The sequence below is a fragment of the Pseudomonas sp. LBUM1644 genome, from assembly GCF_059716195.1.
This window is the reverse complement of record NZ_CP166812.1, coordinates 2570916-2584779: the sequence shown is the minus strand read 5'-3', so window position 1 is coordinate 2584779 and position 13864 is coordinate 2570916. Positions and strand designations below refer to the sequence as shown.

14 protein-coding genes and 1 pseudogene are annotated in these 13864 nt (G+C 59.5%); 12 read left to right on the top strand and 3 right to left on the bottom strand.

The genetic code is table 11. The features are described 5' to 3' along the window. Positions 1-50: 50 nt before the first annotated feature. Entirely contained in the window at positions 51-827 is a 777-nt protein-coding gene (locus tag ACA052_RS11660; RefSeq protein WP_497650308.1) for a transporter, read from the bottom strand. A gap of 459 nt (positions 828-1286) precedes the next feature. Between ACA052_RS11660 and ACA052_RS11655 the strand changes: the two genes are divergently transcribed. The 5 genes and pseudogenes from ACA052_RS11655 to ahr all read left to right on the top strand — a co-directional run bounded on the left by ACA052_RS11655 (position 1287) and on the right by ahr (position 4985). Beyond that, positions 1287-2909, top strand: coding sequence for a DUF1254 domain-containing protein (locus ACA052_RS11655; RefSeq protein WP_497649796.1), 1623 nt, complete (start codon positions 1287-1289; stop codon positions 2907-2909). A gap of 7 nt (positions 2910-2916) precedes the next feature. Continuing rightward, complete coding sequence (locus ACA052_RS11650) at positions 2917-3087, top strand: hypothetical protein (RefSeq protein WP_497650421.1); 171 nt, start codon at positions 2917-2919, stop codon at positions 3085-3087. Beyond that, a pseudogene (locus ACA052_RS11645) lies at positions 3080-3180 on the top strand (Dyp-type peroxidase); the annotation flags it as partial. The gene ACA052_RS11650 and the pseudogene ACA052_RS11645, both read left to right, overlap by 8 nt. A 237-nt stretch (positions 3181-3417) precedes the next feature. After that, on the top strand, positions 3418-3861 hold the full coding sequence (locus ACA052_RS11640; protein WP_497649795.1) for a hypothetical protein: 444 nt from the start codon (positions 3418-3420) through the stop codon (positions 3859-3861). A 92-nt stretch (positions 3862-3953) separates the two neighbouring features. Continuing rightward, positions 3954-4985 carry an NADPH-dependent aldehyde reductase Ahr gene (gene ahr / locus ACA052_RS11635; RefSeq protein ID WP_497649794.1) on the top strand — a complete coding sequence of 344 codons (1032 nt, stop codon included), beginning with the start codon at positions 3954-3956 and terminating at the stop codon, positions 4983-4985. A gap of 138 nt (positions 4986-5123) precedes the next feature. On the opposite strand, the gene ACA052_RS11630 is transcribed toward ahr, so the two are convergent. Both ACA052_RS11630 and ACA052_RS11625 read right to left on the bottom strand, forming a co-directional pair. Then, positions 5124-5507 (bottom strand): VOC family protein, encoded by a 384-nt coding sequence (locus ACA052_RS11630; RefSeq protein WP_497649793.1) that lies wholly within the window; start codon positions 5505-5507, stop codon positions 5124-5126. 182 nt (positions 5508-5689) lie between these two features. Continuing rightward, complete coding sequence (locus ACA052_RS11625) at positions 5690-5953, bottom strand: DUF2790 domain-containing protein (RefSeq protein ID WP_497649792.1); 264 nt, start codon at positions 5951-5953, stop codon at positions 5690-5692. 220 nt (positions 5954-6173) lie between these two features. Here ACA052_RS11625 and ACA052_RS11620 point away from each other — a divergent pair, with 220 nt between their 5' ends. From ACA052_RS11620 to ACA052_RS11590, 7 genes are all read left to right on the top strand, one after another. Further along, positions 6174-6914, top strand: coding sequence for a response regulator (locus ACA052_RS11620; RefSeq protein WP_497649791.1), 741 nt, complete (start codon positions 6174-6176; stop codon positions 6912-6914). Positions 6915-6951: 37 nt separating this feature from the next. After that, positions 6952-7827: an NAD(P)-dependent oxidoreductase gene (locus ACA052_RS11615; protein ID WP_497649790.1), complete on the top strand. Its 876-nt coding sequence runs from the start codon at positions 6952-6954 to the stop codon at positions 7825-7827. A 357-nt stretch (positions 7828-8184) separates the two neighbouring features. After that, positions 8185-9315: a PAS domain-containing protein gene (locus tag ACA052_RS11610; protein WP_497649789.1), complete on the top strand. Its 1131-nt coding sequence runs from the start codon at positions 8185-8187 to the stop codon at positions 9313-9315. Continuing rightward, entirely contained in the window at positions 9312-10739 is a 1428-nt protein-coding gene (locus ACA052_RS11605) for a sigma-54 interaction domain-containing protein (RefSeq protein WP_497649788.1), read from the top strand. The genes ACA052_RS11610 and ACA052_RS11605 overlap by 4 nt, the downstream gene beginning before the upstream one ends. 316 nt (positions 10740-11055) lie before the next feature. Continuing rightward, entirely contained in the window at positions 11056-11658 is a 603-nt protein-coding gene (locus tag ACA052_RS11600; protein WP_497649787.1) for a dimethylamine monooxygenase subunit DmmA family protein, read from the top strand. Next, complete coding sequence (locus ACA052_RS11595) at positions 11655-12623, top strand: PDR/VanB family oxidoreductase (protein WP_497649786.1); 969 nt, start codon at positions 11655-11657, stop codon at positions 12621-12623. Before ACA052_RS11600 ends, ACA052_RS11595 begins: the two co-directional genes overlap by 4 nt. Positions 12624-12640: 17 nt before the next feature. Continuing rightward, positions 12641-13663 carry a heme-dependent oxidative N-demethylase family protein gene (locus ACA052_RS11590; protein ID WP_497649785.1) on the top strand — a complete coding sequence of 341 codons (1023 nt, stop codon included), beginning with the start codon at positions 12641-12643 and terminating at the stop codon, positions 13661-13663. The last annotated feature ends 201 nt before the right edge of the window (positions 13664-13864 follow it).

The window sequence follows — 13864 nt, the reverse complement described above, 5'->3', positions numbered from 1 at the left end:
CCGCGGTCGATCAGGCAGCGAGCCACTGCGGCGCATTGCGGTGACGCCTTTCATTTTGGAAAGAGTAGCGTGTATGCCACCCGAAAGCCCCAGCCATGAGCGCCATCTTCGGGGCTGTCCGCCCAATAACGTGGCCCGACCTGAAGACTCATGGGTTGCTTGCCCACCTTGAACAACTGCGTCACAAACAGGTTGATCGGCACATTCCACTCCTTGGCCTGCCAGTCATAAGTGGATTCGGTGTTAATGCCAAAACTGGTGTAAGTCGCCGTGGTGTACACCAGGAAGGGCTGCAGGTACGTCTGGTTCACTTTCTCCTTGTTATCGGCCGGGCTGTTTTCCAGCGACCAGATGTGGTTGGCCAGAATGCCCGTTGTCCAGCCGTTGGCCTGTTTCAATGCCACCGCCGTGGGTCCCAATCCCCACTGCTCGCTGCTGAGCAATTTGTCGCTGCCGGTCGGCAACAGCAATGCCGGACCGACACCCCAGATCCAGCCGCCGTCAGTCGGTTTTTTCGGTGAGAAGAAAAAGCTTTGGGACGTGTCTCCCACGCCGTTTTTATCGGCGATACCGCCCGGCGCCAGTCCGTGCTGATCGATGATCGGCAGGATCGTGCGGGAAATCAGGTTCCAGTCATCGTTGAGCGAGAAAGGCAAGACGGGCTGAATATTGGTGACACTCTGGATGCCTTCACCGCTGGGGCCCATTTTCTGGTTCCAGTTGTACTGGATCGGCAAGCTGTACAACGCCGCAACCGGGTTCAGGGCCTGCTTGGCCAACTCTGCCTGGCTGTCTGCGTAACTGTTCACGGACAGACCAAACACCATCAGTGACAGCAGAGGCCGTTCAATGCATTTGTTCATGTCGAACTCCCAATCCGGCGAAGAACCTGCCAGGCAAGCTGAAACGCACGGGCAAATTCGCTTTAGCCCCGGCTTGATCCAGCCGTCATCGACAGTGCATTGGTATTCGATCAGATAACAACGCAACCGAGTCCGTAAGGCGAAGTGAAGTATTGTCGATGATTCGACATTTGCCATTTGCCATTTGCGCGTTCTCATAACCGCCAGCCAGTTGCCGATTATGGTTTACCGGACAGGTGGTCGCATTAGATTGCGCCGGGCTTAATCTCACCCCCCCAGTCATGGGGGGTATGCAGCCGTGCATTCGAAACAAGACTGTTTCATGCACACCCGAGCTCAAAAGTCGCCATTCGCTGGAGCAATAGCGGATGTGCACCTATGCTTGCGGCTGCTGGTATTAGCCATCTCCCCGGGAGAACACCCATGGCGTACGCTCTCAAACCCATCGCCGTTTTTGCGGCGCTTGCCACACTGACGCTGCCGGTCCTGACCACGGCCCAGGCAGCATCCGAAATCCCTCCAGGCGTCAGGACGCCAGACCGTATCGAGACCCGCATCGGTGTGCTGGACTTCAAGGACGGTGCGCCGAGTGCAAAAACCGCGCAGGACGTCTACGACACGCTGGCGTTCAGTCGCGGTGTCGACGCCTTCATGAACAGTTATTCCGGCGCCTCGGCCTATGCGATTCGCGAGGGTTTCCACAGCATTGGCGCTGAAGACAACTCGGTGGTCATCTTCTCGGAATTGATGGACTCCAACTCACTCTTTCTCACCGCCAACGCCGATACGATCTACACGGTGGCAACGCTCGACTTGACGAAAGGACCGTTAGTGGTTGAGGTGCCACCCAAGGCGCTCGGTACGCTTAATGACATGTGGTTTGGCTGGATCATCGACATCGGAGCACCTGGACCTGATCGGGGCGAAGGCGGTAAATACCTGATTCTGCCGCCGGACTACGAGGGTCCTGTTCCTGATGGAGGTTACTTTGTTGGCCGCTCGAAAACCAACCATGTGCTCTACGCTGTTCGCGCCTTTATGGAGAACAACGACCCGAAACCTGCTGTTGATCTCATCAAAGACAAGCTGAAGATCTACCCCTACACACCGGGTGGCTACGGCACCAGCATCGCCACGGCACTCGACGGCAAAGTCCGTTTGGAGCCCATCCTCCCGATACCTCCAACGAAGTTCATCGAGGGCAGTGGCAAATCCTTCAACACCATCCCGCCTAACGATTTTTCTTACTTCGAGATGCTCGATAAGCTCGTACAGCTGGAGCCCGCCACGTCGTTCAGCCCCGAACTTATGGGCGAATTGGCGGCTATTGGTATCGTGAAGGGCAAACCCTTTGTTCCGGACGAGCGAATGAAGAAGATCCTCACCGACGCTGCGGCCGTAGGCAACGCGGCTGGGCGAACGCTGAATTGGCGTGGTGCCGACTATCCCGGCTGGGCTCTTTATCCGAACTCGATGTGGGCCAACATGCTGTGGCAAGGTGGTTTCGACTTCGAGACGCCGCCACCGATGATCACCAAGGAAGGCTTGTTCAAAGCGCTGCCACCGACTGGCGCGCGGACCCTCGACTCCCGCGCGGCCTTCTACTACGGCTACACCATGGACTCCCCGGGCATGATCATGCGGCTGCCCAACGTTGGTTCGCAGTACCTGATGGGTTTCACTGATGCTGAAAAGAATCCCTTCGACGGCGGCAAGACCTACAAGGTGACCCTGCCACCGAAGATTCCGGCGGCAAAATTCTGGTCGTTCACCGTTTACGACAATCAGACGCGCTCCATGCTCCAGACACCGCAACGCTACCCGCGCGCAGGGAGTCAAACTTATCCGTCACCGGCCGCCGTGGAGAACGCGGATGGTTCAACGACCATTTACTTCGGTCCTTCCAAACCGGCCGATGCCAAGGCAGGCAACTGGATTCAGACGATGCCGGACAAGGGATGGTTCATGCTCCTGCGGCTCTACAGCCCACTGGAGTCGTTCTTTACCAAAGAGTGGCGGCCGAGTGAGGTGGAGCTGGTGAAGTGAGCCAGGGATGAACGATCAAACACTTGAGCCGCAATCGATCTGCACCCCGATCACCCGCAGCGCGATGTTCATCGTGGCGACGTTAACGCCTGCCAGTGAGGCTGCCAGCACAGTGCGGGATTGGTGCGACATGCGCAGTATCATCGACTTTGTGGATGGCACAGAAAACCCACTATGACCGCCTGCTGGATTTCAGCACGGCGGTCACTGGCGGCTTTTTTTTGTGCCTTCATCCCAGCTGCTGGAACAGTTGGCCGACTGCGCCCCTTAAAACCCACCGAAGGCAAATAACCACCTAAAGCGATTTTTCAGCAGTGCCCCGCCCTGCTACGCTTTTAATTCCTGGAATGGTTTCACTGCTGTCGGAATGCCATTCACTGTAGTAGCTCGCTCGCGAAGAACTCAAGAGCACCGCGCTTAGCCAGTTAACACGCGTTATCGTTAACGACTATCGCGAGCAAGCTCGCTCCTACAGGCGGCATTGCTCTGACTGCTGAGGTTGCGGAATGTGAAAGCGCAATTGTTTAGTGCCACCTTCACCGTTGCCGTGATCGCCGCGTCTACGTATGGCTTCGTGGAATGGAGAGCTGTCGAGAGTGCGCGGCAGGATGCGGTGTGCCGGGCAGCACAGCAGCACATGGAGGCGCTGGACGTTCGAACACGAGCGATGGCTTCCGGACTGTCTGTCGACGCCTACGCCGAGGCCGAAACGGAACAAGTCGGCAAACTGGTCAGAAAGCTCGACACCGCGAAAAATGATGCCGAGGTTGAAGCCGTCATAGACGCACATGCTGCCGAATTGCAGGCGGAAGATGCCGCCACCGACGCCGAATTGAAAAACCAGGGGAGCCGGCTGTTCCTCGACCAGAAACTCATCAAACAACGCATAACCACCGATACCCGCCAAGAAGTTGAACGCGCCGCGAAGGCCGTCAGTGATGCCTGCAGTTAGTCCGGACACCTTTTGTTTGGCGGGCGCTCAGCTACACTTTCCTGTCTTCTTCACGACACCTCAATCCCTGTCTCCTGATCTGGAGGTATCCCATGAGCGATAACACCGAACTCAAGTCTTTCACCGGCTGGGCCGCAACAGCTGCCGGCGCGCCATTGGAGCGCTATAGCTACGATCCCGGTCCATTGGAAGATGAGGAGGTAGAAGTCGCCGTGGAGTATTGCGGTGTCTGCCACTCCGACCAGTCGCTGATCGACAACGACTGGGGGATCAGCCAATACCCGTTTATCCCCGGCCACGAAGTGGTTGGCCGTATCGTGCGCGTGGGCGCGCAGGTACGCGGCCTCGAAGCGGGGCAACGGGTGGGCATTGGTTGGTACAAGGGCAGTTGCATGCATTGCTCCTCCTGTATGGGAGGCTCGCATCACCTGTGCGGCACGGCCAAACCCACCATCATCGGCAGCAACGGAGGCTTCGCCGACCGTTTGCGTTCGCACTGGGCCTGGGCCCTGCCAATCCCCGACAGCCTCGACCCGGCAATGGCCGGGCCACTGTTTTGCGCCGGTTCGACGGTGTTCAACCCACTGCTGCAGTTCGACATCAAACCCACTGACCGGGTCGGTGTCGTGGGTATCGGCGGCCTCGGTCACCTGGCCCTGCGCTTCCTCAACGCCTGGGGCTGCGAAGTCACGGCGTTTACTTCGTCGCTGAGCAAGCAAGACGAAGCCAAGCGCCTGGGCGCACACAACGTCGTCGCGTCGACCGACAGTGATGCCCTGAAAGCCATCGCCGGCACCCTGGATTTTCTCCTGGTCACCGCCAACGCCAACCTCGACTGGACGGCCATGCTCGGCACCCTGCGCGGCAAGGGCCGCCTGCATTTTGTCGGGGTCGTGCCCGGCGCCATTCCCGTGCACGTGTTCGACCTGATTCCCCAACAAAAGAGCCTGTCCGCCTCGCCGGTCGGTTCACCCGGCACCACGGCGACCATGCTCGAATTCTGCGCACGTCATCAGATCCTGCCGCAGGTCGAGCTCTTCCCCATGAGCCAGGTCAATGAAGCCATCGACCACTTGCGCAGTGGCAAGGCGCGCTACCGCGTCGTGCTCGACGCCAGTAAATGAGTAATGCTGTTGTAGGAGCGAGCTTGCTCGCGATGGACTCGAGAGCGCCGCGTTTAGCCAACAGACACGCGCTATCGTTGCCGACCATCGCGAGCAAGCTCGCTCCTACAGAAACTGCGTTACGGCCTCGTCCCGGGTTTAATCCGGTTTGAAGCAATAGGCAGCCAATTTGTTACCGTCCAGATCACGGGCATACGCTGCATAGGCATTCGGCGCCCAGCCACGTGGCCCGGGCAAGCCTTCACACGTGCCGCCAGCGGCCAGTGCGGCGGTATGAAACGCGTCGATGGCGGCACGCGTCGGGGCCTCGAAACTGACGGTCACACCATTGCCGACGCTGGCAGGGGCGCCGTTCGCCGGTTTCAGCACGAAGAAGGACGGCGCATTCTCGCCCCAGATAGACCCGTTGTCTCCAAGATCGGCGATACGTTTTTGGCCAAGTTCGCCCAGTACGTCGTCGTAGAAACTGCGGGCCTTGTCCAGATCATTGGTGCCGACTGTAACGTGGGTAAACACACTCATTTTATGGCTCTCTTTACTAGCGATGGGTTTGCTGCGGTTGCGGCCAAGAATGTGCCCCGTTCCTTTGAAAGGACAGTGATGTATCTGCATAAATCCCATGTGAGGAGCGCATAGAATCAGCGCGCCCGGTCTCGAGGAGCTGAGGAACGGCAAGCCGGTCCCTATCCCGTGCCATTGACCGATTAGCTGCCCTGATTACCGCAGTCTGCAAATTTGCTGTAGTCCAGCACCTTAAGCGTGCCGCTGGAATCAAGGTAGGTCATGCGGGCATTGACGATCCCGCAATTCCCGTTGCTATCGTCTACTGTAGAGATCACCTTTTTAACATCCAGGTGCGTGCCATACGTGTAAGTCTGCGGCTGGGCCTGATCATCGGCGTGGGCCGCAAAGGCTGCGACGTTCAGGACAGCGAACACGCTGGCGGCAACAAGTTTGGTGCGGTTCATGGTGGTTTCCTCAGGTTTCAATGGGCAGTGGTTGTGAGGCAAGTTGCCTTGTCTCGATGGAACCCATTCAATCGGCCCGAGGTATCGGCGATGTGTCGTAAAACCGTGGCAATTAAGGCGTAAGGTGTCACGCAGCGCACCGGATACAGTGCGATACATTTGCACCTGAAAAACAGGGCTCGCCAGACGCGTACCGCACAAATAACAAGAGGTTTGAGTGATGGAGCATGTGAACCACATTCTGATTGTCGATGACGATCGCGAGATCCGCGAACTGGTCGGCAATTACCTGAAGAAAAACGGGCTGCGCACCACCGTGGTCGCTGATGGCCGACAGATGCGCAGTTTCCTCGACGCCAATACCGTGGATCTGATCGTGCTCGACCTCATGATGCCCGGCGATGATGGCCTGGTGTTGTGCCGTGAATTGCGTTCGGGCAAGCACAAAGCCACGCCGATCCTGATGCTCACGGCGCGTAACGATGAAACCGACCGCATCCTCGGTCTGGAAATGGGCGCCGACGACTACCTGACCAAACCCTTTGCCGCCCGCGAACTGCTGGCGCGGATCAATGCCGTGCTGCGTCGTACCCGAATGCTGCCGCCCAACTTGCTGATCACCGAAAGTGGCCGGCATCTTGGTTTTGGCCGTTGGCGCCTGGACACCACCGCCCGCCATTTGCTGGATGAAGACGGCACGATGGTCGCCCTCAGCGGCGCCGAATACCGACTGCTGCGGGTGTTTCTGGATCACCCGCAACGGGTGCTCAGCCGCGACCAGTTGCTCAACCTGACGCAGGGCCGCGACGCCGACCTGTTCGACCGTTCCATCGATTTGCTGGTGAGCCGCCTGCGTCAACGGTTAATGGATGATTCGCGCGAGTCGACCTACATCAAAACCGTGCGCAGCGAAGGCTACGTGTTTTCCTACCCGGTGGAATTGCTGGGCGAACAGGGATGACATGTTCACCGTTCCTTACTCATAGAGGGCGTATCCAATGAAGATCGGTTTCCTGGGTCTTGGCAGCATGGGTCAGGCGATTGCAACCAACCTTTTGAAAAGTGGCCATGAATTATGGGTATGGAATCGCTCACCCCAGGCCGTGCAAACACTGGTCGAGCTTGGCGCCAGGACTGCTGCGACCCCGGCTGAAGCCTTCAGCGCGGATGTCGTGTTCAGCATGCTGGCTGACGACAAGGCGTTGCGTGCCGTGTTGTTGGACTCCGGGCTGCTGTCGCAGCTCAAGGGCCCGCTGATTCATGTCAACCTGGCGACCATCGCGGTTGCCTTCGCCGAAGAACTGGCCGCCGTGCATGAAGCGCAGGGCATCGACTACATCGCCGCGCCTGTGATGGGGCGGCCGAATGTCGCTGTCGCCGCACAACTCAACATCCTGGCTGCCGGCCCAAGCCACGCGATCGAACGTGTGCAGCCGCTCCTCGATCTGATCGGACGCAAGACGTGGCGGCTGGGCGACAAGGCATCGAGCGCCAACGCCATGAAGCTGGCGACCAACTTTCTGCTGGTGTCTGCGGTGCAGGCCATGAGTGAAGCGGCCGTGCTGGTCACCCGCTACGATCTTCAATCAGCCGATCTGATTGACCTTGTTTCGAGCACCATTTTTACCGGCCCGGTTTATCAAGGCTACGGCGCCCTCATCGGTGAACGCAGATACGAGCCCGCCGCATTTAAAGCGTCCCTTGGGCTCAAGGATGTGGACTTGATCCTCGCGGCTGCGGAGGACGTTTCAATCCGGATGCCCACTGCCGACATGATTCGCGCCAACCTGCTGGACGCCATAGAGCATGGTGAGGGTGATATGGACCTTGCGGTACTGGCCGAAGTCGCCGAAAGGCAAGCATTGGCAGGGTGAACGCGATCTGTAGCAGCTGGCGAAGCCTGCGTTCGGCGGCGAAGCCGTCGTTAAACCTGTGCGCGCGGTGTTTCTGATGCACCGCGTCGCCTGATTTTACGACGGCTTCGCCGCCGAACGCAGGCTTCGCCAGCTGCTACATGAAGTTCTCCCGGGTCACTGATCGGATTAATTCCACCCTCCTAAGCAGTGCTGCGAAAATGCGCATTCAACTGCAATATCGCAGCACTGCCAAACCAAATCCGCCGATATGCCCAATGTTCCCTGGCCTTTTAGTTGGCATGCGATATGCCGCTGTCTTAGACCGCCTGAGTCTTCAACCAGGTACCCACAAGCCAAAATCGAGCCGATCCACCGATGGATATCCTGAATTTACTGGCCAATAAAGCGCCGCCCCTTTCCAGCACCCTCAGTGCCGACGGACATCTCGTCAGTCTGTCCGCCAGCCTGAGTGATGAACTGGGCTATGCGCCGGAAGCGTTACTGAATCAGCCGATCGAGCGAATCTACAGCGTCGAGTCGCTGCGCACCTTGCAACGGCTGTTCGCCAATCCCCCTGCCGACGAGCAAATCCACAGCCTGGAACTGACCCTGATTCGCCATAACGGTGGCCTGTTGCAGGTGGTCGCCTGCGGTCTGCTGGAGTGGCGTTCGGTGCAACCGGCGCGTCTGCACCTGCTGAAAATCCCCCTCGGCGCGCTGGGCCATCGCCTGCGGGAAATGCACAACGCCAATGAGGTGATGAGCCAGATGCTGCAGAGCGCCAAGGTTGCGTACTGGTGCATCGAGTTCGCCGAGGCGGTGGACATCAACAACTCCCCGGATGAAATCGTCCGCCAGGTGTTCGAAAACGACTCGCACTGGCGCTTGTGCAACCGCGCCATGGCCGAGGTGTACGAGATGCCGTCGGATGTCGATTTCAACCAGCAACCGGTACGCCTTTACTGGCCGCGCAGCCCGGCCAACGAAGAGTTCGTGCGGCGCCTGATCGAGGCCGGGTTCAGCGTCGATTGCGCGCTCTCGGTGGATCGTCGGCACGATGGCTCACCGGCCTATGTGGAAAACGACGTGCGCGCGACCATCGTCAATGGGCACCTGTTGCGCATGTGGGGCAGCATCCGCGACGTCAGTCAGGAGTTGCGCATGCAGCACGATGCGGAGCAGCGCATCGACGCCTTGCGCCGGGTCTTCGATGCGGTGCCTGACGCGGTGCTGGTGATCGATGAACACTTGCAACCGCAATGGCGCAACGCAGCGTTCGAAGAGACGTTTGGCATCACCCATGGCGCCGGGATTGCCCGTTTGCTGCTGGATAACGCCTTGCCGGAACGCACGTGGCACAGCCTGCCGCTGCCGGACTTGAGCGGACGCATTCTGAACTTCAATGTGCATTGTTCGCGCATCCTGATTCGTGAGGGCGTGGCCTGGCGGGTCGCGGTGTTCCGCCAAAGCCAGGGTGTGCGCCGCGCGGAAGAGTTGCACCCATGAATGACAAGAACCTGCCACCCACGGTGCAGATGGGCATGCGCTCGTCGGTGAACGCCAGCAGCGAAGCACTCGGTGCGTTGCTGGAAACACCTGCGCTGCATGCCTTGCTCGACAGTTTCAGTGAAGCGTTGATCGTCACGGACGGTGAAGGCCGGGTACGCTTCATCAACCTTGCCGCCGAGCGCGTCAATCGACTGTCCAGGCAACATGCCGTCGGGCTGTTCGACAGTGATTTCTTCCAGCGTTCCGCTTTGAATTATGAAGACTTGCAGACGGCCCTGAATCGCGGCGGCAACAGTGCCTTGACCCGCTCGCGCGAAGGCCGGGTTCTGCTCAGCAGCACCCATGCCATCCCCACGGGTGCCTACGAAAAACCGTTCAGGATGTTGACGCAGAAAGACTTCGACGGCAGCCAGCCACAACGTCGGGCGTCGCTGGGCAACCGACCCGTAGAACCGCAAGGCCTGCGCGATCCCCAGGACAGCGCCCTGCACCTGTCACCCCAGCTATCGGCCATCGCCGACACCGGCGTGCGCGCCTTCCGGCGTCGTGCGCGGTTGTTGCTGCTCGGCGAGCCGGGGGTCGGCAAGACCGCCATCGCCCGACATATCCACCGCGCGGCGGGTTGGGGCGATCGCCCGTTCATTCACGTCAACTGCGGGAGCATTCCGGAGAGCCTGTTCGAGTCGGAAATGTTCGGCTATGAGCGCGGTGCCTTTACCGGTGCACTGCAGGGCGGCAAGCAGGGCTATATCGAGGCGGCATCGGGCGGGACCTTGTTCCTCGACGAGATCGGCGAGATCCCGTTGCACGTTCAGGCCAAACTGTTGAAGTTTCTCGAAGACAGCACCATTCAGTCGGTCGGCTCGCCACTGAGCAAAACGGTGCAGGTGCAAGTCATTGCCGCCACCAACAAGGACCTGCAACATCTGGTGAGCATCGGCGAGTTCCGCGCCGATCTCTACTATCGGCTGGCGGTCCTTCCGGTGGAAATTCCGCCGCTGCGTCAGCATCGGGACGATTTGCCGTTTCTCATCGACATCCTGCTGAGTCGTATCAACGGCGATCGCGAGCCGTCGTTGAGCCTGTCCGCCGGTTGCCGAAAGCGCCTGATGGGCTATGACTTTCCGGGCAATGTCCGCGAGTTGGTGAATATCTTCGAACGGTTGGCGGTCCTCGCCGACGATGAAGCGCAAGAGCATCATTTGCCGGCCGAACTGCTCGAACCGGCACGGCCGCAGGAACGCATGAAACCGGCGGTTGCCGACGAAGACGATCCGGAGCAAAACCTCAAGCTCCAGGTACAGCACTTCGAACGCCAGGTCATTCTGAGGGCCGTGCAGCTGCGCGGCAGCAAACGCAAAGCCGCGGTGCACCTGGGCATCGACATCGGCACGCTGATCCGCAAACTGCAGCGCGATTGACCTCACGGTTTGCACCGGTCACCTGTAGGAGCTGCCGCAGGCTGCGATCTTTTGATCTTGATCTAAAAAAGATCAAAAGATCGCAGCCTCGTTTCACTCGGCAGCTCCTACAGGGGGTTGTTTGCTGCAAAAACGCCTACACCCGTGGTTATTTCTGCCTGCCCCCTTCGCAGAAAATACAACAAAAGCCTTTATTTTCAATGCGTTGAGTTTATGGCACGACCTGTGCTCCTGCTATCTGCAACCCATCGTCGTTGGGCTTTGCATCAGGGCCGGCTTCCATTAGCCGAGCCGGTAGCCAGGAGGAATAATAAAAATGTTGATCACCGGGATCAAAAGCCGGCCGGTCTATGACCGGTTACAACCACTGCCAGGAGGAATCCGGCACATCATTGCCGGGCAAGGCAGCGGCGGTCAGGCCATGTTGCGCCTGTTGCAGGATATGGCCGCTATGGATCGGCCGATCACCCTGCTGTACTCCCTGGAATCCTTTTCCGGGCAGGACTTCCTCACCCAATTGCAGCAGCACCCAGAACACCCACTGCATGTGCACGCGACGAATCAATCGTTGATCGACGAGCTCAAAACCCTCCTCGGCGAAGCGCGCATGGGCACCCGCCTTTACCTCGCCGGTTCGGAAAGCTTTCTCGGCACGGCGATGCAAGTGGCGACGCATTTCGACCTCAACCGCGACGAAGTGCTGCGCGAGCACTCCGGCACGTTGGTCCGTCGGGTCTGGTGCGTGCACTGCGATACCTACACCGAAAACGTCACCCAACGCGTCTATGACTGCCCCGGTTGCGGCCTGACGCTGGTGGTGCGCGATCACTATTCCCGGCGGCTGGCTGCCTTCCAAGCGGTCAAGGCCGATGCCGAAGTGCCGGGTGAATTGCCAGAAGCCGAGGAACTCGACACATGAGCCAGAACAATGGGACGTTGAATCTGCGCGTGGCCCGAATCGAATCGGTAACCCCGGAAATCAAGCGCTTCACCCTGGTCTCGCCGACCGGTGCGCACTTGCCGGCCTTTTCCGGTGGCAGCCACGTCGTGGTGCTGATCGCCCATCAACACAACACCTTGCGCAATCCGTACTCGTTGCTGAGTTCGCCCTACGACACCAGCAGTTATCAGATTGCCGTGCGCCGCGTGGACAGTGGTCGCGGGGGTTCGGTCTCGCTGCATGACACTGTCGGTGAGGGCGACCTGATCGAGGTCACGCCACCGGTCAATCTGTTCCCGCTGATCAAGCAAGCGCGGCTGCACATCTTTATCGCTGGCGGCGTCGGCATCACGCCGGTGATTTCCCAACTGGAAGAATTACGCCTGAGCAAGGTGCCGTTTGAGCTGCATTACGCAGTGCGCGGCGAAGAGCATGCGCAACTCGGCAAGGAGCTGCAGGCCACCTACGGCTCGCAGGTTCACCTGTACCGCAAGGGCATCGAATCGCGGATGGACATTGGCCGGGTGCTCGCCGACCGCCCGCTGGGCAGCCACGTTTATGTGTGTGGTCCGGACAGCATGATCGACGCCACACTGGCCTGCGCCCGCGACCTCGGCTGGACCGACAGCCACGTGCACTTTGAACGTTTTCTGGAACAAAGCAGCGGCGGCGAAGCCTTCAGTTTCACCCTCGGCCGTAGCGGCACCACCATCGAAGTCTCGCCCGACCAGACCATGCTCGAAGCCGTCGAAGCCGCCGGTTTCAGCATGCCCTACCTGTGTCGGGGCGGTGCCTGTGGGCATTGCGAAACCGAGGTCCTGGAGCTCGACGGCGAGCTTCTGCACAGCGATGACTGGTTGTCTGACGAAGACAAAACCGGCCGCAAGAAAATCATGCCCTGCGTATCCCGCGCCAAGTGCAATCGCCTGGTCATCGACCTCTGATCGACGGAGAAAAAACAATGAATATCCAATTCAATCCCGACGAAACCTATCGCGACGACTACACCTTCGCCAACAGCCCGGAAACCATCGCGCGCGCGCCCTTCCCGTTCCCTGATGACGACTACATGTACTCGATGAACCTAGAGCCGCATGTGTCGGTGGGCGATGGCGCTTTCCGTGCAGCCTTCGATATCGACGAGCACTACATCAGCGAATGCCGGGATCGCGCGATCACCCTCGAGAAAGATCCTGGCATGCACTACGTCTCGGCGCCGCACATGATGGAGGCGCAGTGGGATTTGCTTGAGCTGATCATGGAATCCTACGCCCGGGACTATCCGCAATACTTCAGCCTCGCGCGTGAAGGTCGGCAGTGGCATTGGACCAACCGCCTGCTGGACATCGACGACCACTTCACCTTCGGCGACCCGGCCACCCTGCCCTACGAGCCGATGGAATACGTGACCCGTCAGGCCCAGGGTGACTGGGTGCTGCAAGAAGAACGCGATGGCACGCTCTACTGGGGTGCCGGGATTGCAACCCAACGGGCCGATTACTCGTTGCGCTTCAACCTCGGCATGAGCTGGGAAGAGTTCCACGGGCCGGTGCCGCTGGTGAAAGAGATCGGCATGCTCGACCGCGCCCTGAAGTTCCTGCTGCGCCTGCGCACCGGCCACCCGGTCCGTCGCCTGAACTGGTCGCTGACCGTTAACCCGCGCCTCGAAGTCTCGGCTGAAAGCCTGCCGGAATGGGCACCGGACCGGACCATCGTCACAGCCGAAAATGCCGGCAAGCTGGTGTACCTGCGCATCGAGTTGCAACCCCTGCATCGCCTGCCGCGCAGTAACGCCATCGTCTTCCCGATCCGCACTTACCTGCTCAGCCTCGAAGACATCGCCACCCATCCTGCCTGGGCCCGACGCATGCATCGGGTGCTGCGGGATTTGAACCAGCAACTGGTGGATTACAAGGGCTTCAGCCGCTACCGCGATGCGGCCGTCGAATGGCTCTCGCAGTACGACGACGAAACCAAAGCCTGACGCACTCCGGTAGCAGCTGGCGGAGCCTGCGTCCGGCTGCGTAGCAGTCGTAAAGCCCTCGCACACGGTTCTCTGAAGGACCGCGTTGCCTGATTTCACGACTGCTGCGCAGCCGGACGCAGCCTTCGGCAGCTGCTACGGGATCGGCATCGCGATCAAGCCTGGAATCAACACAACAACAAGCTCGAAACGAGCATAGGC